At 54.2% G+C, this 25,739-nt stretch carries 27 protein-coding genes and 1 riboswitch; of the genes, 9 read left to right on the top strand and 18 right to left on the bottom strand.

The features are described from left to right. Window positions 1-11: 11 nt before the first annotated feature. The 6 genes from EDM60_RS28595 to EDM60_RS13120 all read right to left on the bottom strand — a co-directional run bounded on the left by EDM60_RS28595 (window position 12) and on the right by EDM60_RS13120 (window position 4,570). Entirely contained in the window at window positions 12-176 is a 165-nt protein-coding gene (locus tag EDM60_RS28595; RefSeq protein WP_167470292.1) for a hypothetical protein, read from the bottom strand. 114 nt (window positions 177-290) lie between these two features. Further along, window positions 291-1,145, bottom strand: coding sequence for an energy-coupling factor ABC transporter ATP-binding protein (locus EDM60_RS13140; RefSeq protein ID WP_122964385.1), 855 nt, complete (start codon window positions 1,143-1,145; stop codon window positions 291-293). A gap of 4 nt (window positions 1,146-1,149) precedes the next feature. After that, on the bottom strand, window positions 1,150-1,941 hold the full coding sequence (gene cbiQ / locus EDM60_RS13135; protein ID WP_122964384.1) for a cobalt ECF transporter T component CbiQ: 792 nt from the start codon (window positions 1,939-1,941) through the stop codon (window positions 1,150-1,152). Continuing rightward, complete coding sequence (locus EDM60_RS13130) at window positions 1,938-2,222, bottom strand: energy-coupling factor ABC transporter substrate-binding protein (protein ID WP_063230912.1); 285 nt, start codon at window positions 2,220-2,222, stop codon at window positions 1,938-1,940. Before EDM60_RS13130 ends, cbiQ begins: the two co-directional genes overlap by 4 nt. After that, window positions 2,219-2,983: an energy-coupling factor ABC transporter permease gene (locus tag EDM60_RS13125; RefSeq protein ID WP_063230911.1), complete on the bottom strand. Its 765-nt coding sequence runs from the start codon at window positions 2,981-2,983 to the stop codon at window positions 2,219-2,221. The genes EDM60_RS13130 and EDM60_RS13125 overlap by 4 nt, the downstream gene beginning before the upstream one ends. 148 nt (window positions 2,984-3,131) lie before the next feature. Beyond that, window positions 3,132-3,327: riboswitch (cobalamin riboswitch) on the bottom strand. A 151-nt stretch (window positions 3,328-3,478) separates the two neighbouring features. Continuing rightward, complete coding sequence (locus tag EDM60_RS13120) at window positions 3,479-4,570, bottom strand: quinone-dependent dihydroorotate dehydrogenase (RefSeq protein WP_122964383.1); 1,092 nt, start codon at window positions 4,568-4,570, stop codon at window positions 3,479-3,481. Between the two features lie 147 nt (window positions 4,571-4,717). Here EDM60_RS13120 and EDM60_RS13115 point away from each other — a divergent pair, with 147 nt between their 5' ends. The 3 genes from EDM60_RS13115 to EDM60_RS13105 are packed head-to-tail and all read left to right on the top strand — an operon-like array spanning window position 4,718 to window position 8,362. Next, a complete protein-coding gene (locus EDM60_RS13115) occupies window positions 4,718-5,818 on the top strand; it encodes a GerAB/ArcD/ProY family transporter (protein ID WP_122964382.1) in 1,101 nt (366 codons plus the stop codon). Further along, window positions 5,808-7,190: a spore germination protein gene (locus EDM60_RS13110; RefSeq protein WP_122964381.1), complete on the top strand. Its 1,383-nt coding sequence runs from the start codon at window positions 5,808-5,810 to the stop codon at window positions 7,188-7,190. Before EDM60_RS13115 ends, EDM60_RS13110 begins: the two co-directional genes overlap by 11 nt. Further along, on the top strand, window positions 7,187-8,362 hold the full coding sequence (locus EDM60_RS13105; RefSeq protein ID WP_122964380.1) for a Ger(x)C family spore germination protein: 1,176 nt from the start codon (window positions 7,187-7,189) through the stop codon (window positions 8,360-8,362). Before EDM60_RS13110 ends, EDM60_RS13105 begins: the two co-directional genes overlap by 4 nt. A gap of 70 nt (window positions 8,363-8,432) precedes the next feature. Here the strand turns inward: EDM60_RS13105 and ald are convergent, their stop codons facing one another. From ald to EDM60_RS13090, 3 genes are all read right to left on the bottom strand, one after another. Beyond that, window positions 8,433-9,557: an alanine dehydrogenase gene (gene ald, locus EDM60_RS13100; RefSeq protein WP_122964379.1), complete on the bottom strand. Its 1,125-nt coding sequence runs from the start codon at window positions 9,555-9,557 to the stop codon at window positions 8,433-8,435. Window positions 9,558-9,686: 129 nt separating this feature from the next. Further along, the gene (locus EDM60_RS13095) at window positions 9,687-10,931 is read right to left on the bottom strand and encodes a PucR family transcriptional regulator (protein ID WP_122964378.1); all 1,245 of its coding nucleotides are present in this window, start codon (window positions 10,929-10,931) and stop codon (window positions 9,687-9,689) included. A 94-nt stretch (window positions 10,932-11,025) separates the two neighbouring features. Next, entirely contained in the window at window positions 11,026-11,580 is a 555-nt protein-coding gene (locus tag EDM60_RS13090; protein WP_122964377.1) for a helix-turn-helix domain-containing protein, read from the bottom strand. Between the two features lie 505 nt (window positions 11,581-12,085). Between EDM60_RS13090 and EDM60_RS13085 the strand changes: the two genes are divergently transcribed. After that, window positions 12,086-13,072, top strand: coding sequence for an ornithine cyclodeaminase family protein (locus EDM60_RS13085; protein WP_122964376.1), 987 nt, complete (start codon window positions 12,086-12,088; stop codon window positions 13,070-13,072). Window positions 13,073-13,120: 48 nt separating this feature from the next. On the opposite strand, the gene EDM60_RS13080 is transcribed toward EDM60_RS13085, so the two are convergent. Both EDM60_RS13080 and EDM60_RS13075 read right to left on the bottom strand, forming a co-directional pair. After that, entirely contained in the window at window positions 13,121-13,474 is a 354-nt protein-coding gene (locus tag EDM60_RS13080) for a response regulator (RefSeq protein ID WP_122964375.1), read from the bottom strand. Between the two features lie 122 nt (window positions 13,475-13,596). Further along, window positions 13,597-13,791 (bottom strand): hypothetical protein, encoded by a 195-nt coding sequence (locus EDM60_RS13075; protein ID WP_122964374.1) that lies wholly within the window; start codon window positions 13,789-13,791, stop codon window positions 13,597-13,599. 189 nt (window positions 13,792-13,980) lie between these two features. Here EDM60_RS13075 and EDM60_RS13070 point away from each other — a divergent pair, with 189 nt between their 5' ends. Beyond that, on the top strand, window positions 13,981-14,991 hold the full coding sequence (locus EDM60_RS13070) for a BMP family ABC transporter substrate-binding protein (protein WP_122964373.1): 1,011 nt from the start codon (window positions 13,981-13,983) through the stop codon (window positions 14,989-14,991). Window positions 14,992-14,996: 5 nt separating this feature from the next. Beyond that, on the top strand, window positions 14,997-16,820 hold the full coding sequence (locus tag EDM60_RS13065; protein WP_122964372.1) for a sensor histidine kinase: 1,824 nt from the start codon (window positions 14,997-14,999) through the stop codon (window positions 16,818-16,820). A 10-nt stretch (window positions 16,821-16,830) separates the two neighbouring features. Here the strand turns inward: EDM60_RS13065 and EDM60_RS13060 are convergent, their stop codons facing one another. Then, window positions 16,831-17,658, bottom strand: a complete 828-nt coding sequence (locus EDM60_RS13060; protein ID WP_122964371.1) for an alpha/beta hydrolase family protein — start codon at window positions 17,656-17,658, stop codon at window positions 16,831-16,833. Window positions 17,659-17,663: 5 nt separating this feature from the next. Further along, window positions 17,664-18,554, bottom strand: coding sequence for a LysR family transcriptional regulator (locus EDM60_RS13055; RefSeq protein WP_122964370.1), 891 nt, complete (start codon window positions 18,552-18,554; stop codon window positions 17,664-17,666). 118 nt (window positions 18,555-18,672) lie between these two features. On the opposite strand from EDM60_RS13055, the gene EDM60_RS13050 reads away from it, so the two are divergent. After that, a complete protein-coding gene (locus EDM60_RS13050; RefSeq protein ID WP_122964369.1) occupies window positions 18,673-19,107 on the top strand; it encodes a rhodanese-like domain-containing protein in 435 nt (144 codons plus the stop codon). A 155-nt stretch (window positions 19,108-19,262) separates the two neighbouring features. On the opposite strand, the gene ssuE is transcribed toward EDM60_RS13050, so the two are convergent. The 5 genes from ssuE to EDM60_RS13025 are packed head-to-tail and all read right to left on the bottom strand — an operon-like array spanning window position 19,263 to window position 22,814. Next, a complete protein-coding gene (gene ssuE, locus EDM60_RS13045; RefSeq protein WP_122964368.1) occupies window positions 19,263-19,835 on the bottom strand; it encodes an NADPH-dependent FMN reductase in 573 nt (190 codons plus the stop codon). Then, window positions 19,820-19,978: a hypothetical protein gene (locus EDM60_RS28590; RefSeq protein ID WP_167470291.1), complete on the bottom strand. Its 159-nt coding sequence runs from the start codon at window positions 19,976-19,978 to the stop codon at window positions 19,820-19,822. Before EDM60_RS28590 ends, ssuE begins: the two co-directional genes overlap by 16 nt. 17 nt (window positions 19,979-19,995) lie before the next feature. Further along, entirely contained in the window at window positions 19,996-20,850 is an 855-nt protein-coding gene (locus EDM60_RS13035; RefSeq protein ID WP_122964366.1) for an ABC transporter permease, read from the bottom strand. Window positions 20,851-20,865: 15 nt separating this feature from the next. Beyond that, a complete protein-coding gene (locus EDM60_RS13030; protein ID WP_122964365.1) occupies window positions 20,866-21,639 on the bottom strand; it encodes an ABC transporter ATP-binding protein in 774 nt (257 codons plus the stop codon). Next, the gene (locus tag EDM60_RS13025; protein WP_122964364.1) at window positions 21,636-22,814 is read right to left on the bottom strand and encodes an LLM class flavin-dependent oxidoreductase; all 1,179 of its coding nucleotides are present in this window, start codon (window positions 22,812-22,814) and stop codon (window positions 21,636-21,638) included. Before EDM60_RS13025 ends, EDM60_RS13030 begins: the two co-directional genes overlap by 4 nt. A gap of 367 nt (window positions 22,815-23,181) precedes the next feature. Here EDM60_RS13025 and EDM60_RS13020 point away from each other — a divergent pair, with 367 nt between their 5' ends. Together EDM60_RS13020 and EDM60_RS13015 are read left to right on the top strand one after the other, a co-directional pair. After that, complete coding sequence (locus EDM60_RS13020; protein WP_122964363.1) at window positions 23,182-24,525, top strand: LLM class flavin-dependent oxidoreductase; 1,344 nt, start codon at window positions 23,182-23,184, stop codon at window positions 24,523-24,525. 41 nt (window positions 24,526-24,566) lie between these two features. Further along, complete coding sequence (locus tag EDM60_RS13015; protein WP_233454090.1) at window positions 24,567-25,601, top strand: aliphatic sulfonate ABC transporter substrate-binding protein; 1,035 nt, start codon at window positions 24,567-24,569, stop codon at window positions 25,599-25,601. Window positions 25,602-25,739: the final 138 nt, after the last annotated feature.

Here is a 25,739-nt window from a genome sequence, read left to right as displayed (position 1 = left end):
TTCGGTAATGACTACGATTTTCCTGTCAAATATTCGTCTTTCGCTTTCTTTTCCTTTTCTTCGGTCGTCATTTCCTTTTCCAACACGTTGAACATGAGCTGATCTTTGACCTTCTCGGGAAACTCTTGTTGCTCCTCGCCAGCAAGCGAAGAACTCATCAACGAATCGTGCTCCATCAGGGATACCTCCAAAAGGAATTTTACGGATAGAATACCCTTGGATTGTTCTTGCCATGCGTCAAGAAATCGCGCACAACAAAAACGGCCGCCAGCGCGACCGCTTCTCCGTCGCTAACGGACAGCAACCTGTCCAGTCAGCAGACGCTTTTTCAATTCCTCCAGCGAACAAGGGACGCGCTCTCCAGCTTCTTGTCGCCATTCCTGCGGCAAAGCTTCCCACACGTCAGCGATGAGCGGCATGCCGAGATGCAGGCTTTCCAGCAGCTCCCTTTGTGCCAATGCCTCTTGCGGCTCCCCGGCAAATACGAGTTTGCCCGCATCCATCACGCAAATCCATTCCGCCCACTCAAACGCGATATCCATGTCATGCGTCGCCATTAGCACCGTCGTCCCGTTTTGGTGAATCGCATCAAGCTCGCGCAAAAGATTTCGCGTCTGATAGCGGTCGAGATACGCCGTAGGCTCATCCAAAAGCAACAGCTCCGGTTCCAGCACCATGACCCCGGCCAAAGCCAGTCGACGCTTTTGCCCCAGGCTCAGGTGATGAATCGGCACGTCAGCAAGCTCGGTCATCCCGAACGCCTGAAGAATCGCCTGTACCTTTTGGCGAATCACGTCCGCCGGCAGGTTCCGGTTGCACAGCCCGTAGGATACATCCTCCGCTACGGTACTGGCGATCAGTTGGTGCTCCGGGTCCTGGAAGACAAGACCGACTTTTTGCGTCATCTCCTGCAAGGCAGCGCGTTTGTAGCTGAGCGGCGTCCCTTTCCAGCTCACTTGCCCTTGCTGCGGCTGGATGATCCCGTTCCCGTGCAAAAACAAAGTAGATTTGCCGCAACCGTTTCGTCCGAGCAGCGCGCATTTTTTCCCTTCTGGAATGCCCAGGGACAGTCCGCGCAGCACAGGGCCGCGGCCACCCGGATAGGCGTAGTGCACGTCAGCAAATTCCAACAGCCATGATGTCAAAGCATTATCCCCCTGTCCACCACTCCAGCAAAATCAGCAGAACACAGCCTGCTATCGACTCCCATTCATATCGTCTGGAGCGGGAATGACTGTGCAAAGAAAGCACTTGCAAGCTTTCCCCGAAGCCTCTGGCTGCCATCCCTTTGTACAACGCATCGTATTTGCGCATCGCCCTGACGAACAGCTGGGCAGCCAGACCGCCGATGTCGCGCATCGTCGCGCGAAATCCCCGGTGCCCGCCACGCGAGCGCTGAGCAATCCACAACTGATGGGAGACGCCGAGCAACACGAAAATAAAGCGGTACATAATCATCAGCAAATCCGTAACGATGACCGGAAGCCGCAGCTTGCGCAACACCTGCAAAATCTCGGCAAACGGCACCGTAAACAAAATAAAGGAAAAGCAGGCAAGGCTGGCCATCGTTCGCCAAAACAGCACCCACACCTTGCTGATGGCGCTCGCTGGAACGTAAATCAAATAAGGGCCGACATGCCACGCCACTGCCATCTGAGTCACAGGAGCTGTCTCCGCCCTTGTCGCTTCCAACAGAAGTGCAGGCAAACCCAAAACAAAGAACGAGAGAGACAAAAGAAGAAATCCGAAATAGAAACGGACGGGAATACGGGCATATCCGATCACCCATACTCCCATCCAAATGCAAATCGCCATTTGCAACCACTCATGTCCTGTCAAAACGAGCAAAATCAACGCGCTCGCAAACAGAAGCTTGTGTTCCGGCGGCAAAAATCTCAGACGGTTTTGATACGAAAGAGAGTCAAGCTGCTGCCAGTTCATTTTTTGTTTTTATCCAGCCGACCTTTGTACAAGCCCATCGCATAGCCGACAATGCCCGCTCCCAATGCCGCTTGCACGGCAAACAGCAAGCTCTCTGTCTCGCCTCCTGGCGGTTCAAGCAGCGGCTGGAACCACGGCTCGTACGCAGGGGCAATCTCCTTGATCGCTTCCTCTGCCGCTCCGTCCGCTCCGCCGAACTCCGAGTCCTGCACCAAAAGCAACGGCACGATCGCAAGCACGACGACACCCAGGAGCAGCAGCCAGTTCATTCCTTTTTTCACAGCGATTCCTCCCGTTTCAGCAAGCGCAGCTCCGCCAGCTCTTTTGCATTGTAAGATTGAAGCCAGTTCCAGACGAGCACGGTCAGAAGCCCCTCGCTGATCGCCAACGGAATTTGTGTGATGGCAAAAATGCCAGCGAACTTGGCGAAAGAAGCCAATACCCCGCCAGACTCAGCCGGAAAAGCCAGCGCCAACTGAACAGATGTCACTACATAAGTCGCCAGGTCAGCAAGAGCTGCCGCAGCGAAGACAGCCAAACGTTGTCCTCCGTTGGCACGGACAATCAGGCGGTACACCCCGTAAGCCACCATCGGCCCGACAACCGCCATCGAAACGGCGTTGGCGCCAAGCGTGGTCAATCCGCCATGCGCCAACAGCAAGGCTTGGAACAACAGCACCAGACTGCCCAGCACAGACATCACCCACGGGCCGAACATGATCGCCCCAAGTCCTGTTCCGGTAGGATGGGAGCTGCTTCCCGTCACCGAAGGAATTTTCAAAGCAGACAGCACGAAAGCAAAGGCACCTGATACGCCAATAAGCAACTTCATTTGCGGGTGTTCTTTGACGATTTTGTTTAACGAACGAATGCCAAGAATGAAGAACGGAATAAATACTACCCACCAGAACAACGCCCACGACAGCGGCAAATACCCTTCCATAATGTGCATCGCGTAAGAAGTTTGCGGTTCATTTACGAGAAAATAAAGAACAAAGCCCGCAATCAATAAACAGGTCGAGACAAAGCGTGATCGATTCAAGGCAACTTCTCCTCCTTTGCTGTTCTTTTTACCGTTTTTTCCAATCAAAAAAGCCCCATCCGATAGCAGACGAGGTATGCGCACAAAACAATAGACATGAACTTCTGTCCAATTGCTCCGTATTCACCGCTCCTTTCCGCGAAGGTCTCCAGGGTGTGGCAAGTAGGTAGGTCTCCTGGCTTTCAGATCGATGCGCTCTTTGTCCTTCCCCATATGAATATGAGTGGAACTTCATCAAAGAGAACTCCCTGATTACAGTGGCGGGACCGCTCGGGACTTTCACCCGATTCCCTGTTACCCTTCGTGCTCATGCACACAAAGGCACCTATTGCCGACAATATCCAATTGTTTGACAGTTCTTGCTTGTCCTACATTATTATACTCAATCGCCCAATCCAGCGTAAAGCTTATTATCAAAAGGCTCCTGCAACCGATGACCTTTTGGCGAATGTCATTGACTGCACGAGCCTTGTTTTTGGTTCTACGTTTTTGATTCTACGCTTTCGCGTCCACGCCAACCGCTTCGCTGATGTGGGAAAAACCGTCCCGCTGCATCAGCTTGAGCAATTGCTTGTTGATCTGCTTCGAAATGCCAGGCCCTTGATAAATCATGCCAGTATAAACCTGGACCAGGCTGGCGCCCGCGCGTATTTTCTGATAGGCGTCTTCTCCGGTAAAAATGCCTCCGACACCGATAATCGGCACTTTGCCTCCGACTTCCTGATAAATCTCTTTCACCCACGCTGTCGATCGCTCTGTCAGCGGCTTTCCGCTCAAACCGCCCGCTTCCTCGGCGTACCGATGCCCTTGAACAGCTTCCCGCGACAGTGTCGTATTGGTGGCAATAATCCCGGAAATGCCTTCCGCCACAGCCCCTTGCACGACATCGCGCATATGCTCGTCAGACATGTCTGGAGCTACTTTGAGCAAAATCGGTTTTTTCTGAATGCCGCGCGCTTCCAGCTCAGCCGCTTTCTCGCGTATCGCCCGCACCAGCTGGCGCATGCTTTCTGTCTCCTGCAAGTCGCGCAAATTCGGCGTGTTCGGCGAGCTGATGTTAATGACGAAATAATGGCCGTACGCATAGAGCATGTCCAGACACTTGATATAGTCAGAAGCCGCTTCCTCATTAGGAGTGACTTTGTTTTTGCCAATATTGATCCCGATCGGAACATCGGAATAAGCGTAATCTACCAGATGCTGCGAAGCCAAATACGCACCGTGGTTGTTGAAGCCCATTCGGTTGATCACTGCTTCGTGTTCAGGCAAACGGAACAAGCGGGGCCTCGGATTGCCAGGCTGTCCCTGCGGCGTCAAAGTCCCGATTTCCACAAAGCCGAACCCGAGCGCACCGAGCGCATGATACACTTCGGCATTTTTGTCAAAACCGGCGGCGAGTCCTACCGGATTGGGAAAAGTCATTCCCCACAGCTTTGTCGCCAGACGCTCGTCCTTCAACTGGAACATCATTCTGAGCAAGCTTTTTCCCGGAGCAGAATCTTCCATCAGCTTCAAGGCACCAACCGTTTTTTCATGAATCTCTTCCGTATCCATCTGGAACAGATATTTTCTTATGAGCTTATACATCCCGGCTGCACTCCTTACTCCATTTTTACCTCATTGTAGAATACCACACTTTGTTTCTCGTGGGCTAACCTTTATACGCGATACATATTTCCAGTCGAGCAGACAAACTATAACAAAACCAGCGATTTAAAAGGGGACGTATGTTTCATGAAAGCAGACGGAAAAATCGGGATTGGCCAAGCGATCATGGTCATGATGCTCTCAATCGGAATAACCAACCATGTTACCCTTATTCCTCTGCTGCTCAGCAAAGCTGGGCGCGATGCCTGGCTGAGCGTCATTATTGGCGCCATCCCCTTTGCCGTTTGGGCATACGCCCTGTTTTTCATCAATAGACGGATCAAGCAGATGTCGCTGTCCCAGTGGCTTCTTTTGCGATCTGGAAAAACCGTCCGGCATCTGCTCCTCGCCCCGATCATCCTTTGCCTGTACTTGATGGCCCTCGTCAATTTAATCGATACGCAAACATGGACTACCGTCAACTATTTGCCGCAGACACCGGAATGGGTGACAGCGCTTGCCCTGATCATTTTGTGCGTGTTCGCCTCTTACGGCGGCATAGCCTCTGTCGCCATTACTTCCGGCATCCTGCTGCCTGCCGTTTCGTTATTGGGCATGTTCGTCGCGTTTGGCAACATTCCCAAAAAAGATTATACCCAGCTTTTGCCGCTGTTCCAGAACGGGCTTATGCCCACCCTGCACGCCATGGTGTTTGTAGGAGGAGGATTTACCGAGCTGTTCCTGTTGCTTTTGCTGCAACACCACATTCGCAAACCGCTTCGCGCCGTCCACTATATCATCATGATCGCGATCGTCCTGGTACTGACCCTCAGTCCGCTTACAGGAGCCATCGCCGAGTTCGGGCCTGTGGAATCGACGCGCCAGCGGTTTCCCGCCTTTGAGCAATGGCGGCTTTTGACGATCGGCAAAGACATCGAGAACATGGAGTTTTTCTCGATTTTCCAGTGGCTGTCCGGGTCGTTTATCCGCATTACGCTTTGCTTGCTGCTGCTCGGGGAGCTGCTCGTCCTGCGCACGAAAAAGCAAAGAAAATACGTCATGTTCGTCCTTGGCGCCAGCATGATCGCCCTGACCAGTCTTCCTTACAGCGACATGCAATTCGTGACGTTTCTCTCGAAGATTTACTATCCTTTTTACTTGCTGGTTATGGTAGTCGTCACACTCATCTTGTTCCTGCTGTCGCTGCGAAAACCAACCAGATTGGAGGATGTGAGCCATGACCCTTGAAGAGGAGCTGCGTGATAGATTTGCGCATTGTGCTGATGTCGTCTTCCTGCGGGCTGTCACCCCGAACGATCAGTCTGTGCTCATGCTGTACTGCGAAGGTTTGGCGGACGTACGGCATTTGCAGGAGACGGCTTTGCCTCAATTGGAGCACTGCGTAAATTCTGGCGATCTGCGCTCGCTTCCGCTCGTCCCTTTGTTCACCAATCCGGAGCTGTGGACTGAACGGCTCTTCGCGGGAGACTTGCTGATTTTTTTGGGGGATTCGCCGCCTTTTTCCTGGGACATTTCCAATCGGCCGCAACGGGGTACAGAAGAAGCCAACACGGAAATTTCCATCAAAGGCCCGCGAGACGGCTTCGTGGAGGATTTGTCGACCAATGTGGCCCTCATCCGCAAACGCATGCGAACGATCACACTCGCTTATGAGCCTTTTATTCTCGGCACCCGTTCCCGCAGCCGGATTGCCCTGTTGTATTTGACAGACACGGTCCCTCCCGACCTGCTTGAGATGATTCGCGATCGGCTGATTGCCTGCGAAAACAAAAAAATAATCAACAGTGCGCTGCTGGAAAAAATGCTGAGCGACAATCGCAATTCGTTGTTCCCGCTAGTCGACTATACAGGGCGTCCCGACTTTGCGATTTATTTGTTGCTGCAAGGAAAAGCGGTCATCATGGTGGACGGCTCTCCGCTCGCCCTGATCGCTCCCGTGTCGCTATTGGAGCTGATCAAGTCTCCGGAGGACGATCAGTATCCGATCACGTACGTCTGGCTGGAGCGCCTGCTGCGTCTCGGCGGTTTTTGGATTGCCGCTTTTCTGCCCGGGTTCTGGATTGCCTTGTCTGCCTACAATGTCGAGCAGTTTCCGTTCCAGCTGCTCGCCACGATTACCCAAGGACGCAAAGGCTTGCCCTTTTCCGCCCCGATGGAGCTTTTCGTGATTTTGTTCATTTTTGAGTTTCTGCGGGAAGCGGGAGCACGTCTGCCGAAAAACGTCGGGCAAACGCTGGCGCTTGTCGGCGCGTTGATCATCGGAGACGCCTCCATTCGCGCCGGGTTGACTTCGCCCTCGATGCTGTTCGTAGGCTCGCTGACAGTCGTCGCTTCGTTCACTCTCGTCAACCAGGCGCTGAGCGGTGCTGTCACGGTCACCCGTTTTGTTGTCTTCCTCCTGTCGTCGACGATCGGCATGTACGGATTCGTCATCGGAATGATTGCGATTATTTACTACTTGTCCACTTTGACCTCGTTTGGCCGTCCCTACGTGTTGATGGGCTCGTCCAACGTGCTGTCCAATCTGTATCTGGTCTTGTTCCAGCCGCTGATTTACTTTTTCCGCAAAAAGCCTGAAAAGGACGGGAACACCAAATGAAATACGCCCGCATCGCTTGCGCTTTGCTGCTGCTTGCCACAACGCTTTTGAGCGGCTGCTGGGATCAGAAATCGATTCAGGATTTGAGCTATTTGTCTGCTTTTGGCGTTGACTTTATCAACGACGAATACGTCCTCTACGCCCAGTCTGTCGACCTGTCCAGCGTCGCCAAACAGGAAACGGGAAGTCAACCGGATTCGCCTCCCGCTGCTATTTCCATCGGGAGAGGTAAGACGCTGATGTCCGCTTTTGACAACCTGCAAAAAAACTCGCAAGTGCCGCTGTTCCTCGGATTCGTCTCGTCTCTCGTATTTCACGAGCGCATCCTGCAAAAAGGCATAATCACGACGCATGACATCTTGAACCGCTACGGTTTGATCCGCTATACAAAATGGGTGTTCGCGACGAGGGAGCCGGTCGACAAAATTCTTGGCAATCACGCCCTGACTGGCTTCTCTCCGCTGACGTCCCTTTTGCATCAGCCAAAAGACGTGTATCAGCAGCGCTCCTTTATCGAGCCGACCCAGTTTTACCGCTTCATCAGCAACTTTTGGGACCCTTCGAATACCGTGCTGCTGCCCAATGTCACCATCTACACCCACTCGTGGAAGGAGAACAATCACTACACCTCGCGCCTGTCCATCGACGGGGTGCACGCGCTGCATCGCGGCAATTGGAAAGGCTATTTTCCCAGCCGCGATCTGATGGGCTTGCGCTGGATGAACAAAGACACCGAGTTTGCCGGCCTGATCATCCGCGAAAACAACACTCCCAAAGCGACAATCCGCATCAAGCACGTAGGACTGCAAATCGTCCCGCTCACCACCGGGCCGATTCCCCGCTATAAATTGAAGGTGCATCTGCTAGGCTTTGTTCGCGAGCTAATGAGTCCGGTCAGCCCTGCGCACATTCAGAAAAACTCGGAAGAACAGGTCCGGGAGCAAATCAGGGACACCTTTTTAAAAGGATTGAAAAAGGGCACTGACTTGTACGGCCTGGAAAAAGAGTTGTTCAAAAAAGACTACCGGGCCTGGCGGGCGTATGAAAAAGAGCATCGTACGGCGCCGACCGCAGATTCGATTGCCTCGATTCATATACAGGTGCATTTGAGCGACTCAGGCAAAATGAAGATGAACTCCTCCAAATACCCCGACCCGCTCGGCCCTGAGTGAGTAAGGATTTGCCCACAAAAAAACTGCTTGCCAAAATTTCTGGCAAGCAGTTTCGTTTATGGAAGCGCGATTAGTTTTTCACCAGCAATACTTCTTCTACAGAAGCGTATGGCAGGTTGTGAGCATCTGCAACCGCTTTGTAAGCCACTTTTCCGTCGATGACGTTTACGCCTTTCGCCAGAGCGTGGTTGTCGCGGATCGCTTGTGCGTAGCCTTTGTTCGCCAGTTGAACAGCGTATGGAACCGTTACGTTCGTCAGCGCCAGAGTGGAAGTGCGAGCTACCGCACCAGGCATATTCGCTACTGCGTAATGGATCACGCCGTGTTTTTCATAAGTCGGGTTGTCATGCGTTGTGATGCGGTCGATCGTTTCGATGGAACCGCCTTGGTCGATTGCCACGTCTACGATCACGGAACCAGGCGTCATTTCTTTTACCATCGCTTCTGTTACCAGGCGAGGAGCGCGTGCGCCAGGGATCAGAACAGCGCCTACGAGCAGGTCTGCTTTTTTCACTGCGCTTGCGATGTTGAAAGAGTTGGAGATCAAAGTTTGTACGCGGCCTTGGAACAGGTCATCCAATTGGCGCAGACGATCTGCGTTCACGTCGATGATCGTTACGTTTGCACCGAGACCAAGCGCCATTTTCGCAGCGTTCGTACCTACGATACCGCCACCGATGACAACGACTTCGCCTTTTGGCACGCCAGGTACGCCACCGAGCAGCACGCCTTTGCCGCCGTATTGTTTTTCCAGGAATTGCGCACCGATTTGTACGGACATGCGGCCCGCAACTTCGGACATCGGCATCAAGAGCGGCAATGCGCCGTTGTCGAGCTGGATAGTTTCGTACGCGATTGCGATTACTTTTTTATCGAGCAGCTCACGAGTCAATTCAGGCTCTGGAGCCAGGTGGAGGTACGTGAACAAGATCAGACCTTCACGGAAGTAGCCGTACTCGGCAGGAAGTGGTTCTTTTACTTTCATGACCATGTCAGCGGCCCACGCATCTGCTGCGGTCGCGACAATCTCAGCGCCTACTGCTGTGTAGTCTTCGTTGGTGAAACCGCTGCCAAGTCCTGCACCTGTCTCTACGCGAACAGAGTGTCCGTTTTGTACGAGGGCTGCTACGCCTGCTGGCGTGATGGCAACGCGATTCTCGTTATTTTTAATCTCTTTTGGAATGCCAACGATCATGATAGGTAGTCCTCCTTGGAAACGCCGATTTAATGAGAATACTAACATTGTACAGCGTTTACACGGGGCGTTTCCTTGGGGATTCCTTTAATTTTGCCATCCTTCTGTTTGTGAAAATCCACAAACGAACTACTGTTCCTGATCGAGCTTCGCCATTTTCAACTCCAGGTAGAGGGCGGCCCGCTGGTTCATGTTCTCCAGATCGACCCGCATGATCTCCTCAATCCGCCGCAATCGGTAGCTCAATGTGTTGATGTGGATGTGCAGGCGCGAGGCGGTCACGTTCACCTTGCCTGCCGCGTCCAGAAACGTCTCCAGCGTCTGCAACATCGCCGTCTGATTGTCCCGGTCGTATTGCCTGAGCTTTTCCAAGCGCTCGTTTTCATAGCCTTGCTCCGCCTCCCACTGCTTCAGTTGCAGGAGATAACGGTAAATGCCCAGCTCGTGATAGCCGTAAATGCCTTCGTTTTCCTGGGGAAACAGCTTCTTGATCTTGAGCGCGTGCAGCGCCTCCCTGTAGCTTTTCACAATCTCTGTATACGTCGACTGATAGCCGAGTCCGTAGCCTGCAATCACCTGTCGTCCTTCTGTGACATGGGCTTCCAGCTTGCCGAGCGAGTCGGCCAGAAACTGCTCGACTTTGCGGACGAGGACTTCACGCACGTCTTTTTTGACACTGCCGTCAAGGCCGATCAGCAAAATGATCTGCGAACCGTCGACAACCCACAACAGCTTGTCGCGCATGAGCAACGGGTACAAATACTGGTCGAGCCGCGCACCTGCCGCTTCAATAATGCAAATCAAATAAGCGGTCGGAAGCTGCATTTGCAGGCTGTCAGCTTTTTGCCGGATCGTGCTTTCGCTTTTGTGGTTGCCGAGCAACAGCTCCCACAAAAACTCCTTGCGCCGCTGCTCCTCCGCCTTGCGCTTCCCTTGCCGCTGCATGAGCCTTGAGACGGCTACCCGTGCCGCCTGACGCAAAATCTCGTCATCCTCGCGCGTGATCGGCCGATTCACTTCCTGCGCCCATATGTACCCGAGCACGTCACTGCCGCGCCTGATCGCGATCGCCACACGCTTGCCCAGGCCGACCTCATCCTTGGCCGGAATATGTACAGGGTCGTCTTGCGTCAACAGCTCCTGGAACACGCCGTCCTTCCACAGGCGGGTCAACACCTTTTCCGGCACCCGCCTGCCCATGATGGTCGACCAGCGCGCCTGATCGGTGCTGTCTCCGTGGGAGCTGTAGGCAATCAGTTTGTGATCCGCATCTTCAACCGTAATCGGGTTTTGCAAAAGCTCTCCAATCACATCGGCTAGTTCGTCTATATCGGCATGCTGATACTGTTGAAAATAGTTAGGCTCAACGGACACATTTCCACCTCTTTACCGCGCATTCGTACGTGTCCTTTTATTATACAAGAAAGCGTAAGCAGGGCGCACTTTTTCCGCTTGCCGGACGCTCGCGCTACTGGTCTTTTTCCGCAGCGGAATTGACGCACAAAAAACGGACGACTTCCCCGGTACGATTCAGCCAGTTGTGCGGTGTAGTCGAGTCCATGTGAATGCTGTCGCCCGGATGCAAATCGTGCTCTTCCTCTCCCAGCAACAGCGTCAATACCCCTTCCAGCACGTAGACGAACTCCTGCCCTTTGTGGACAAAAGGCGTTCCGCTGTCTTCGTGGGGCTGCAATGTGACGAGGATCGGTTCCAGCAAGCGGTTCGCCAAATCGCCAGACAAGTCCTCATACACGAAAGGAAAGCCGCTCGGCATCGCAGGCTTTTGCCCGCCTCTGCGCACGCGATCGCTCTGCGCCGAAGGCTTTTCCGAAAAGAAATAGCTCGGACTCACTTCCAACGCCTCGGAGATTTTTTTCAGCGATTCCAGCGTAATCGACGATTTTCCCCGCTCCACCTGGGACAAAAAGCTTATCGAGAGTTCCGTTTTTTCAGATATTTGTTTCAGTGTCTTTTTTTTGCCAAGCCGCAGTGACTTGATCAAGACGCCAATCGTTGGTTTCATCCGCTATACCTCAAATCTCGCAAGATAGGTCTATCATACCGCTTGCGGGAAAATGGTGCAAAACGCTGTTGCGATGAATCCTTTTATCTTTTATAATCTTTACTATTATCAGACAAAAAGCGTTTTCACTTTTTTTATGAGCGGAAATTGAAGTGACGCTTCAATTCACGAAGCGAAGGTATCCCCCGCCCGCTGCTACTCGCACTCCAACGCCATTCTGCAAAGCATCGTCATTTACACACCAAGGGAGGATCTGCAACTGATGGCACTTCAACCACAAGCGGGAGTTTCCAAACAGGTTCAAAACAAGGCGTTGATCGCCAGTTTGATGGGCAGCTCCATCGAATGGTAGCACGCTTCCTGAAGAGCAGTTTTTGGCCTGGGGCTGGCGCGTTCCGTTCATTTTGAGCGTTGCACTCGTGTTTGTGGGACTGTGGATTCGCAACGGCATTGATGAAACAAAGGATTTGGATTTTGACAAATCCTGACCGAAAGGATGAGAGTCATGCTCATTTTGAGCCGGGAAAATATCGAGCAAATCTACACGATGAAAGATTGCCTGGAAGACGTGGAACACGTTTTTCGCGAGCATATGCAAGGAAACGTAACGACTCCGGTGCGCACCGCGGTTGACCATCCCAAATACGATGCGACCAGCTTGTACATGCCGTCTTACTTGGCGAGCGATGATTACGTCGCGGTGAAAATCATCAGCATTTTTCCGCAAAACCATAAACACAACATCAAGTCTTTGCAAAGCGTCATTGTGCTGACGGAAGCCAAAACGGGGCAGCACGTCGCCATGATGGATGCCAGCCTGCTGACCGTCATGCGGACCGGGGCGAGCAGCGGTGTCGCCACCAAGTATTTAGCCGCAGAGGATGCGGACAGCTGCGCGGTGCTTGGCTGCGGTGCCCAGTCGCTCGGGCAAATCCAGGCTGTCATGGAAGTACGGGCGCTGCGCCATATTTACTTGTACAACCGGACGCGAGCCAAAGCTGATGAAATGAAACAAAGCCTGCTGGCGCTCTATCCGGATTGGCACGGAGAGATCACGGTGGTGGAAAACGCCGACGAAGCCGTCTCGCTTGCCCGGATCGTCATTTGCAGCACCAAGGCGACCGAGCCGCTGTTTGCCGCTTCCAGCCTGCGTCCTGGTACCCATATCAACGCAATCGGCGCGTTCCTGCCGCACATGCGGGAAGTCGATTCGGCCACCGTACAAACCAGCAAAGTCGTCGTCGATACGCTGGAAGGTGCCGAGCACGAAGCTGGCGATTTGCTCATTCCAATCGCGGAACAAGAGTGGAGCTTTGCTCAATTGCACGCTGAACTGGGAGAAATTTTGATCGGGCAAAAGCCGGGGCGGGAAAATAACGCAGAAATCACGCTCTACAAATCGGTCGGAGTCGCTTACCTGGATACAGCGGTAGCCAAGACCGTGTACGAGCGGGCAAAAGCTGCCGGAATCGGCACTGCAGTCTCGTTATAGAACCGTACAGCCGCCAAAGCGCTTCAAGCTTGGCGGCTGCTTTTTTGCTTACAGCAGGCGGGTGATGGCATCGAGTATTTGCTCTTTCTGAAAAGGCTTGACGACAAAGTCGCTCGCGCCAGTCTTCATGGCCTCCAAAACCTTTTGCCGATGCCCGACTGCCGAACAGATCAACACTTTGGCATCCTGATCGTAATCGAGAATCTCGCGCATGGCCTCAATTCCATGCATGTGCGGCATCGTGATGTCCATCGTCACAATGTCCGGCTTCAGTTCCTTGTATTTCTCAACAGCCTCCAAACCATTGCACGCTTCTCCGCAAATCTCGTGTTGCTCGCCTAGCATATCTGTCAACATCCTTCTCGTGAAGGCTGCGTCGTCTACAATCAGCAACCGGGCCATGGTGTCCTATCCCCTCACATCTCGCTCGCATTTCTCTCTATTACTTTTGCAGAAATCGCAAGCCTTGTCCACGAGAGAAAATGACTTCTTTTGTCGAAATGAACATTCGGCGTTTTCGACGTTTACGGACGAAAACCGATCGGCTCCGTGGTTTCGCCTGAGCCTTGTTCACCTGTTGCTTGCCCCGCTACTACTTTCGCTGCCTGCGGACTCTCGGGCTTGGGATGAGGAGTAGTCTCTGTGATCTCTGGCAAATCGACTTGCCGTACTTCATCCGGTATATCCGGCTGCGGGATTTCCACGAAATCCTTCTCCATGCGAAAACGCCTCCCTTTTTCTCTGCTTTTTGCCTTAATAGGCTGTCCTGATCTTGCCTTTCCATGCACCCCCACTCCCGTCATTATTTTCCTCATTTTTTCATCGCGCTACTTTTCCGATATAATAGGAGTGCACTTGTTTACCGTCTCACGATCGAACGCTTGTTTTTTAAAAGGGGAAATTTTTCCATGCCAAAGCTGAAGCCTTTTTTCGCCCTGTTTACCTTCCTGGTTGTCGGGCTGCTTCTGCTCATTACCAGTCAGTTTTTTACCAGCATGAAACATTTGGACGAAGTGATCAATGACCGCGGGCCTTCTTCTGAAATATTGCGCGTTGCCTTGTTGCTGGAAGGGCCAACCTACGATCAGGGCTGGAACAGCAGCGCGATGGAAAGCATTACGGAGATGCAGAAAAGGTTCGGCTTTTCACTGGAGATTGCCAACAATATCAAAGCCGATCAAATCACGAATGTGGCGCAAAAATACGCAGCAAACGACTATGATCTCATTTTGGGGCATGGGGTGATTTTCTCCGAGCCGTTTACCAGTGTCGCACGCAAGTATCCGCAGACCCGCTTCGTCTCCTTCAACGGTGAAGCCCCGCATTCCAACCAGACGACGATTCGCTACGACATGAAGCCTGCCGGTCAGCTCGTCGGCATGCTGGCGGCGAAAATGTCCCGCACGGGCAAAGTCGGCTATATTCTGGTCGACAAGCCGCCGGAAATGGCTCAGGCGGAAGGCTTTCGCGCAGGAGTCAAAAAAGCTGCGCCCAACGCGGAAATCGTGATCGGGAAAGTATCCGACTTCAATGACATTGAAAATGCCGTACAAAAAACGCGCGAGATGATCGCTCACGGTGTCGATGTCATCTACACCACCGGAGACAGCTTCAATCTCGCCGTCATTACCGAAGCACAGCGCTCCAAGGTGTATACGATCGGCTATATCGCCGACCAGCGCTACATCGCGCCGGACTATGTGCTCGCTTCCCTGGTGCAAGACGTGCGGCAATGTTATCGCATTATTTTCGAGCAGTACATGGCAGACAGACTCCCGAGCGGCAAGGTTGTCTACGGTCTGGCCGAAGGCGTGAACCACTTCAGTCCGTTTGGCCCGATGGTGCCCCCGGAGGTTCGCGCAGATATTGAACGGGAATTGCAGCACTTTATTTCTTCCCGTGGCTCGTTTGGAGGTTAATTGGCATGTCCCTGTTCAGCAATCTTGGATTTCAGAAAAAAATGATGCTCAGCTATCTCGTCATGATGCTGCTGATCGGCTGCGTCACTACCCTGTTCAGTTACCATATGACAAAGGTTACTTCCGACGAAGTGCACCTGACTCAAAACGTTTTGCCGCAAACGAGCGCTCTTTTAGAGGTCAAAAACCAGATATACACCAAGACATTCGCCCTGAACATGTACACTTTGACCCGCGACGAGTCTTATCTCGACCAGTATTACACCAATTTGATCGACACATCCCGTTTCGCCTCGCTGACGAAAACAGAGGAAAACAGCGGCTTGTTCTCCATTATTGAATCGATTTCCAAGCTGGATTTTCTGTTTTTGAACAAAATCAATCCGCTGCTCAAGGCAAACAATGTGCCCGCTGTCAGCTATGTGCTCAGCCAGGAAGTCCAGCCGTTGATCAACCAACTGGAACGTGAATTGTCGTTCTCGCTCAATCAACTGGAGTACAAGACAAACAAAGAGTTTCAGCATACAAACGAAAGCATTCGCGTATCGCTGATTCTTACTTACACGGTTTCCGTAGCTGCGATTTTGTTCGGGTTTTTCTGCACCTTTTACTTCCGCAACGAGCTGCTTCGTCCCATCGAGTCGCTCATGAAACAAGTACGCGAGGTGTCCAAAGGGACGTTTGGCCAGCAAATTATTTATACCCATCATGACGAATTTAGCGAGTTGGCCCAGGAGTTCAACAAAATGTCGAGCAATATCGCCAATTTGTTCGCCCAGGACGCCATGCAGCGTCAAATTTTGACGGAAGAAAAAAATATTCGCGAGCAGATTCTCAACTCGCTTCCTGTCGGGATCATCACGCAACCGCACGCCGGGGCGAGCATCCACGTCAACAAACTGGCACAGCATCTGGTCAAAGTCGACGAGGCCGGGTATCCGATGTCCAAAGCCGCTTCGTTCACGGCGTCAACAGACAGCGAGGATGCCCCCTGGTTCGTCAATCGCAAAATGACGCTGTACAAGCAGGATGACTCGCCGTTTACCGCTCTCGTCTCGTATGTGCCGCTGCACAACCAAAAGCACGATCAAGACTCGGGCTGGATGGTCGCTTTTCTCGATATTACGGAGCAAGAACAACTTCAAGAATACTTGAACCAATCGGAAAAACTGGCGATGGTCGGGCAGCTTGCAGCCGGAGCAGCGCACGAAATCCGCAACCCGCTCACCGTTATTTACGGCTTCATTCAATTGCTCGAACAGCGCTTGTCCGATCAGGAGCGGGATCGCTACTACCTGCCGCTGATCTTGCAGGAAATTGAGCGGGTCAACCGGATTGTGACGGAGTTGTTGATGCTGTCCAAGCCGTCCAAGCCGGACTATCGCGAAGTGAATCTCGCAGGTGTCGTCCACTCGATTCTGCCGCTGATGAATGCCGAAGCCATGCTGCACGGCATCCAGATTGTCGACCGCTGTGCGCCCAATATTCGCCTGCACGTCGATGTGGAGCAGCTGAAACAAATTTTGCTGAATCTGATGAAAAACAGTATTGAGGCCATGAAAGAAGGCGGCATTCTTTTGATCGAAAGCCACCTGGACGATAAAGCCGTGCATATTCATGTGAAAGATACGGGTGAAGGGATTCCGGCGGAGTTTCTCGTGCGGATTTTTGATCCGTTCTTCTCGCTGAAAGAAGACGGCACCGGACTTGGCTTGCCGATCTCGCGCCGCATGGTGGAAAACCACGGCGGCGACCTGCAAGTAAAAAGCAAGCTGGGGCAAGGAACAGAAATCATCATCACGCTGCCCCTCGACCCAAAAGTGGACTGAGTTACGCTGTTTACGCGTTAGCTGGCGCGATCCGCTCCTGACCGCGCTCGTCCAGCCAGGCGAACATGTTTCGTGTATACTTTTCGATTTCTTCTCCGACGAACAGATGGCTGGCCCCTTCCGCCAGCCATTTTTCGTGCCAGACGCCAGCCTTTTGCAACTCGGCTGCCAGCCTGTGGGCATGCTCGACGCTCACATTTTCATCTTCTGTGCCGTGGATGATCAACACCGGACAAGCGATCTCGCCTGCGCGATACAGCGGGGTGCGATCGCGGTACGCTGCTTCCTGCTTGGCGGGATGGCCAATCAGTCTGCGCAACATTCTGCGCATGTCCACCCGCTCTTCGTACGTCAAAAACATGTCGCTGACCCCGCTCCAAACGACAGCAGACAGCAAGCCCTTGCATTCCATCGCCGCAAACAAAGCCATGACCCCGCCGCGGGAAAAGCCGTACGCGCTGATCCGCCGGGAATCGACGATGTTCAGCTTGCGCAGCAGCTCGTAGGCTGAAAAGACGTCCTGCCGATCTGCCCCGCCAAATTCGTCCCGTCCCGCACAGCCTTCATTCCCCCGATAGTGCGGGGCGAGAACGACATAGCCAAAGGCAGCCATCTGGCTGATCCGCTCCGGTCTGACCCGTCCGATTCCTTTGATCCCGCCGCGGCAATAAAGCAGCGCGGGAAGCCTTGTCTCTTCCGCCAGAAAATGCTCCGGCACCGCCAAAAGCGCTTTGACCAGCAGATCGTCGCTATAATAGCTGACCGTATAGAGCGCGACCCCTGAGACGACGCTCTCTTCCGGCGCAAAAGCGACAAAGGGGGCAAAATCAACCTGCATCCTGCTCACGATTCCTCTCTCTGCTGCCCCGGCGCCAGCTTTTCCACAAGGAACTGCATGGACGGCGACAGCCATTTCTTTTTATGATGCACCACCTGAATGAAAAACGAAGGCTTGTCGCTGCGAAAAGGCACGCCAGCCAGCAAGCCTTCCGCCTGTTCTCTTTTCACAGCCATGGACGGCAAAAGCGCCACCCCCAGACCGCAGCGCACGCACTGCTTGATCGCTTCCGGGTTGCTGAACTGGCAGGCGATTCGCGGCGTTATTCCTTGCTCGCCAAGCACCTCCGTAAGCATCCCTCTGTACGTGCAGCCTTCTTCGGTGAGGATAAGCGATTCGCTCGCCAAATCGCGGGCTGTCAGCACAGGCAAGCTCGCAAGCCGATGCTCGGGAGGCATGACGATCACCAGCTCCTCCTGACGAACGACCTCTGCTACCAGCTCCTTGTCTGTACAGCGGCGATCGAAAATGATCCCGATGTCCAGGTAACCATCGCGAAGCTGCTGCAAAATCACCTCTTCACTCGCCGTCCGCAGCACGAGATCGACCGCCGGATATTGCTCACGGAAGCTTTGCAAGTACGGGGGCAAAAAGAAAGCAGCAAGCGTATCAATCGTGCCAATCGCAAGCGGGCCGCTCGCCTGACGGTTCACGATGTCTTTAGATTCCCCATATAGCCGGATCATTTCCCTCGCATACGGCAACAGTGCTTCTCCCGCCTGAGTCATGCGCAGCCTGCGTCCGTAGCGCTCAAACAGCGGCACTCCATAGGATTGTTCCAGCTTTTGCATCTGGGCAGTCACTGTCGGCTGCGCATAGCCAAGCTCCTCCGCCGCCCTCGTAAAGCTGCCCCATCTGGCTACCTCGCGAAACGTATGCAAATACACCAGCTCCATCGGCACACCTCCTGTTCAATCATAGAAATCACTGATGTTTATTATCAAATAGTATAGATAACTGTGATGATTCGATCAATGCTAAGCTGAAGTCATCCCGAATCAAGGAGGAATGAACGTGTCTGTCGTATTGCAAATTCCGGCCGCGCCCCCGGCGCAAGCCCATCGCCATTTTCTCGCCAAGCTCTCTTTGGAAACAGACGTATCAGATGTCTGGAATGACCTGCAAAACGGCGTGGCGAATTATATCATCGTCGATGCCCGCAGCGAAAAAGCGTACCAGGAGTGCCACGTACCTGGCGCCATCTCGTTGCCTCACGCGCTTATCAGCGGGGAAACCACTGCGTTTTTGGATCGCTCCAAGCTGTTGGTCGTCTACTGCTGGAGCCCTGCGTGCAACGGTGCGGCAAAAGCGTGCGCCAAGCTTGCGGAGCTTGGCTTTTCCGTCAAGGAGATGCTCGGCGGGATGGAATATTGGCAGCGTGAAGGGAATCGGATAGAAGGAAGCATTTTGCAGGAAAAAAATCCTCCCCGTCCGCTTTTTAGTGAATAGGCGAGCAAGCATTTTGCATCACACGCCGAGAATCGTTACCTTTGTCACCTTGTCTAAGAGCTACAGGTGCAAAGCGTGGAAGCGGACAAGTGACAGCGCAAAAGAGCCCTCCTGCACGAAGGGCTCCTTGCTTTGTTTAGGCTTTGGCTTTGGTTTTAGTTGACGTTGGCGACGTTGGGGACTTTGCTGCGCTCCGCTTGCCAGGAACGCTCCTGCACGAGCTGCGCCACAGAATCTTGCAGCCGCTGCGCCGCTTCCTCCTCCAACGAGTTTGCCCCGTCCTCGCCTTTTTTCACCAGCGAATCGAGGATAAAGGCACCCGCCAGCAAATGTCTTGCGCCCAGTGCGGAAAAGACTGGCTTGAGAGCGTAATCGATCGCCAGCAGATGGGCGATCGTCCCGCCGATTGCCACGGGCAAAATCACCTTGTTCTCCAAAGCTTTTTGCGGCAGCAGATCCAAATACACTTTCAGCACACCGGAATACGCCGCTTTGTAAATCGGGGTCGCGATGACGAGCGCGTCTGCCTCGGCGATCCGCTCGTTGGCCTGTACGATAGCGGGACTGTCAAAACGAACGTGCAGCAAATCGTCCGCAGGCAAGTCGCGCACATGAACCCAGTCTGTTTCGTGTCCAGCTTCCTGCAACAATCGATCTATGTAGGTCAGGACGGTGTCCAGCCTGGAGCCTGCATAGGGACTTCCTGATACAATCACGAGTTTTGCCATAGCTTGATCTCTCCTTTTTTATTTGGCAAGCAGCGATGTCCCTGCCTGCCGCGCAAGTTTGTCGATTCCCTCAGTTCCTGTGCCGCATCGGGCGTTTGGCCCGCTTCCTTTTCCCCGATCCGTTCTTGTTGCGCTGAATCCATGCCAGCCCTGCGGCTTTTTACCCGCTGTAATGCTCCCGCCATTTGAGCCATTTTTTCTCCAGGTAGCGCACCAGCGAATCCGTCGCCTTGCCGACCAGCGCAAAGATCACGATTCCTACAAACACAATGGACGTTTGCGAAAATTGGCGCGCATCCATAATCAAGTAGCCGACCCCTTCGCTCGAACCCATCAATTCTGCCACGACCAGTCCCAGCCAGGCAGCACCCAGAGACAGCCGGACACCGAGCAAAATATTCGGCAGCGCCGCCGGGATAATCAGCTTGGTAATTTGCTTCCAGCGGCTGAACTGCAACACTCGGGCGACGTCAAACAGCTTGGCGTCAACACTGCGTATCCCGAGGAACGTATTTACGTAGAGCGGAAAAAATGCTCCTTTGGCAATCAACAGCACCTTGGACAGCTCGCCGAAGCCAAACCACAAAATAAACAGCGGAATCACCGCCAGATGCGGAATCGTCCTGAGCATTTGCACCGATGGATCGAGCGAATGCTCCACCCGATTGGAAAAGCCTACCGCCAGTCCTGCCAGCAGTCCGATCGCTCCGCCGAGCAAAAAGCCTGTCGCCGCCCGCATGATGCTGATTTGCAAATGTCCAAGCAGCTCCCCGCTCGCCAAAAGCTCGCCCGCCGCAGTCAAAATTTGCAGCGGCGTCGGCAGCATGGTCGCCGACACCATTCCCAATTCGCCTGCCGTCTGCCAGACGATCAGGACAACGACGGGCAGGATCAAGCCTTTTAACCAGATCGCCAGTTTGGTGCTGTTGCCTGCCCTAGCTTTTGCTTTCGTCGGCAGGACGGGTTTGGCCGAAGCGGTCGCGGCGACCGAGATTCCCTCTGCTTGATTGCTCATTCTCTTTCACCTCCGTCAAATCCCTGAGCTATCAACTAATTCGAGTTCGTCCACCTTTTCGAACTCGTTCAAGACGAGATGGCGCAGCTCCTGAAAGGAACGGTTTGCCTTTTTCCGGGGAAAAGGCAGATCGACAGGAACGATGCGCTTGATGGAGCCCGGGTGTGCGTTCATGATCACGACCCGGTTGGCCAAGTAGATCGCTTCGTCGATATCGTGTGTCACGAAGATCATCGTCGTCTTGTTTTCCTGCCAAATGTCGAGCAGGACTTCCTGCATGTGTGAGCGGGTAAAGGCATCCAGCGCCCCGAACGGTTCGTCCAGCAAAAGCACCCGGGGATTGCGCAAGAGCGCACGGGCGATCGCCACCCGCTGCGCCATGCCGCCAGACAGCTCGCGCGGATACGATTTGGCAAATCCCCCGAGCCGGACGAGCTGGATCAGCTCATCTACGCGCTCGCGAATCGCCGGATTTTTGAGCGACAGGTTGGCGGCGATGTTTTTTTCCACCGTCAGCCAGGGAAAAAGCCGCGGCTCCTGAAAAATGAAGCCTTTGTCGATACCGGGACCGCTCACTGGCTGTCCGGCAAGCTGGACGCTCCCGGCGTATTCCGTGTCCAGTCCCGCGACGATTTTCAGCAGTGTGCTCTTCCCGCAGCCGCTCGGCCCGATGACGGTGAGGAACTCGCCTTCCTTTACAGTCAGCCGAATGTCGCGGAGCGCCTGCGTCGCTCCTTTGGACGTCTCGAATGTCTTGTCGAGTCGGGTGATCTCCAGCAGCGCGGTCATACGCCGACTCCTTTTGCCTGCTGTCGTTGCTCCAGCTTCTGTTTGACGACAGGCAGCAACAGCTCGCCAGTAATCGCCGCTTCCTCCAGATGGGGGTACCCGGACAAAATAAAAGACGAGATGCCCAGATCGATGTATTCCAAAATGCGGTCGGACACTTGCTCAGGGGTACCTACCAGCAGGACGGCACCGCCGCCGCGCACGGTCGACAAGCCAGACCACAGATTGGGCCCAATCACGTAGTTGTCTTTTTTGGAGCCTTCCCGCAGCTCATTTTGCCGTTTTTGTCCGATGGCATCGGTGTGGCTGAACCGCTGACCGGACTGCTGGAGCGCCTGCGGATCTACCTTGCTGATGATTTCCCACGCTTCTTTCCACGCCTCTTCCTCCGTCTTGCGCACCAGCACCTGGGCGCGAAGTCCGTAGCGCAGCTCGCGGTCGCGGCCAAGCTCTCGCTTCAGCTCCTCCACCTCGGCAATCTGCTGGCGAATCCACTCCAGCGGTTCCGCCCACATCAAGTAGACATCGGCTGTCTGAACCGCAACCCGTTTGCCTGTGGGCGAGCTTCCCCCGTAGTAGAGCGGCGGGTGCGGCTGCTGCACGGGAGCAGGCAAGCTCGCCCCTCCCTTGATCTCATAAAAGCGACCGGAATAGTGAAGCGGCTGCGCTCCCTGCTGAGCGGTCTGGTTGCTCGCCAAAAATCGCTCCGGCTGGGCGTGCGAATTTGTCCAGACGCTTTTGACAATCTCCAGAAACTCCCGCGTGCGCTCATAGCGGCCGTCGTGATTGTGGGCGAGCGGGTCACCCGTGGCGAGCAAATCTTGCGGGCTGCCGCCTGTCACGACATTAATCAGTGCCCTGCCGCCGGACAGCTGATCGAGCGAAGCAGCCATCCGCGCAGCCAGCACAGGGGCGATCAGCCCGGGACGCATGGCGACCAGCGGCTTGAGCACCTGTGTATGGGCAGCGATCGTAGCCCCGACGATCCAGGAATCGATGCAAGCTCCGCCAGTCGGAATCAAGGCAAAAGTAAAGCCTGCCCGCTCGGCTGTTTGCGCCACCTGAACCATGTAGTCAGCAGTCGACTCGCGCTCCGGCTCGACGCCGATATACTTGCCGTCTCCCGTCGTTGGAATAAACCAGCCAAATTCGGCTTGTTGCTTTGATTTCCCCATCTGCTCCACTCCTTTGAATTGATTTGGAATGAAAAAGAAGGCACAGCCGCGGTCATCTCCGCAACTGTGCCTCCAGTTTTCTGGTTGGCAAAACTCAATAATTCACACTTGATTAGTCGGTATTGTGCGCAATCGTATCATCGGCTTCCAGCGGCTGTCAATAGGGTCAACAAGAAATTTGCTCCGCTATTCCGGCTATTCTTACTATATTGCATATTGGGATTGACTCTTCTCCCATTTGTTGCTATCATCCATTTCATACTTTGCAACTCGGAATTATCCTTTTACCGACCAGACCACTGGAGGTCTCCTTCCAACAGCGAACGACTGCTGTTTGGGACGAGGCCTTTTGTGCGTCCTGATACACATGGGCAACCAAAAACGCACGCTCCACCTGAACTTGTTTTTGTCGAGCTTGGGTCATCATGAGGCGGCATGGCGCCATCCTTCCTCCCGCGTGGAGGACATCATCGACTTTTCCCGCTTTCAGCGGCTGGCGCAAAAAGCGGAGCAAGCCAAGCTGGATTCCCTCTTTTTGGCCGACCGCTACGCCACCTCGCGCAAAGCCGTCAAGTACGGGGCGATCAGCGGACTGGAACCGCTCACCCTCCTGTCCGCTCTCGCCGTCGTGACCAGCCGGATCGGGTTGATCGCTACGGTCTCCACGAGCTTCAACGAACCGTTCAACCTCGCCCGCCGCTTTGCTTCCCTCGACCATCTCAGCAAAGGCCGGGCGGGCTGGAACATCATCACGTCCGGAACAGATGGCGAGGCGCAAAATTTCAACTACGAGCGAATCCCCGAGCATCACCTTCGCTACGAACGGGCGGCAGAATTTCTCGATGTCACTCTCAAGCTGTGGGACAGCTGGGAGACAGACGCGCTAATCCAGGACAAAGCCTCGGGCATTTACGCAGACAACAGCAAGGTGCACGAGTTCAACCACAAAGGCAAGCATTTTGCCGTGCGCGGCCCGCTGAACTTGCCGCGCTCTCCCCAGGGACGGCCACTGCTCGTCCAGGCCGGATCTTCCGAGGACGGAAAAGATTTCGCCGCCCGGTATGCCGAAGCCATTTTCACTGCACAGCAATCGCTGGCGGACGCCCAGGCGTTTTACGCGGACGTCAAATCGCGCGTCGCCCGCTACGGACGCTCCCCTGAACAAGTCGTCATCCTGCCTGGCATTTGCCCGATCATCGGCGAGAGCGAGGCAGAGGCAAAAGAAAAAGAGGCGCAGTTGCACGAGTTGACGCATCCCGCCTACAGCCTGCTGCAACTATCCAATCGCATCGGCTACGATCTGTCCTCCTACCCATTGGACGGCCCGCTGCCCGAGCTTCCCGCAACGGAACAAATCGCCGGGCATCAGAGCCGCGCCCAGCTGATCCGGAACTTGGCCGAGCGGGAAAACTTGACGCTTCGCCAACTGCTGCTTCGTCTCGCCGGAGGTCGCGGCCATCGGACGATCGCAGGCACTGCCGAGCAAGTGGCGGACGAGTTGGAGGCGTGGTTTACCCAAGGCGCGGCAGACGGCTTCAACATCATGCCGCAGTTGACGAACGGAGGGCTGGAGGACTTCATCGACCAGGTCGTGCCGAAGCTGCAACAGAGGGGGCTGTTCCGCACAGAGTACACCGGGCACACCTTGCGCGAGCATTACGGGCTGGATGTTCCAGCCAACCAGTTTGCCAGTGCGCCACAAGTCCATTAGGACACCCATAGACCCACAGAAAAGAAAGGATGAACAAACATATGCAGTCTTCCCCGAAAACAATCGGCTGGCTCCGCCTGATCGTCGTCCTGTCCCTGCTGTTGCTGAGCGCTTGCGGCAAAACAGCAGCACCCGAGCAACAGCAGACCGTTGCCGCCAGTGCAGAGGCAAAAGAAAAAGTCGTCGTAAACATCGGCATTCAAGGCAGCACCGGGATTTTCTCCTACGCCAGGGACAAGGGCATTTTTGAAAAAGCTTTTGCCCAAGCCGGAGCCGAAGTGAAATGGCATGAATTTGCCAGCGGTCCTCCCCATTTCGAAGCGATTGCCTCCGGGCGGCTCGACTTCGGCGCGACAGGCGGCACTCCGGTCGTCTCTGCACAAACCGGAGGTGTCGATTTCAAAGCGATCGCCGTAACGAGCGACGGCAAGCGCAACAACGCGATCGTCATTCCGAAAGGCAGCCCGATCGCCGACATTAAACAGCTCAAGGGCAAGAAGATCGCCGTCGCCAAAGGCAGCAGCGCCTACAACTTCCTGTACATGGTGCTGAATCGGGCCGGGCTGAACGACAAGGACGTGGAAATCATTCACCTTCAGCCGGATGAAGCGCGACCCGCCCTTGACACCGGAGCTATCGATGCGTGGTCGACTTGGGAGCCTTACGTGACGACCGCTGTCGTGCAGACGCAGGCCAAGACGCTCGTGACAGGCGACGATCTGAACATTTTCGCTCCCGGATTTTTGATCGCGCGCACTGGCTTTACCGCAGACCACCCCGAGCTGACGGTCCTGTTTCTCAAAACGTACGAAGAAGTGCGCCGCTACTACGTCAGCCACCTCGACGAAGTAACGGACGAATTTGTCAAAACCAAGAAGCTGGAGCGGGAGATCATCAGCAAGGTTTTGCAAAATTCAAGTCCCATCCTCTCCCCGATCACGCCGGAATTTGCCAAAGCGCATCAGGAGCAGGCCGATTTTCTCTTCTCCGTGGGCGCGATCAAAAAGAAGCTCGACACTTCCCAAGTATTGGAGAGCAAATTCGTCGAGCAGGCGTTGAAGGAAGTCGGGAACTAACCCTGCTGCCGTGCAATGCTAGGCGAGATTGGAGTTCCAAACACGTTACGATGCAAAATGACTTTAGGGATTTTCAGCGGGAAGGGAGATGAGACGGAGGCACTTCGTCATCGAGCGTGGTGATGCGCATAAGATGAA

The sequence above is a fragment of the Brevibacillus parabrevis genome (assembly GCF_003710905.1).
GTDB classification, from domain to species: domain Bacteria; phylum Bacillota; class Bacilli; order Brevibacillales; family Brevibacillaceae; genus Brevibacillus; species Brevibacillus parabrevis.
This window is presented reverse-complemented; position numbering and strand designations above follow the sequence as displayed.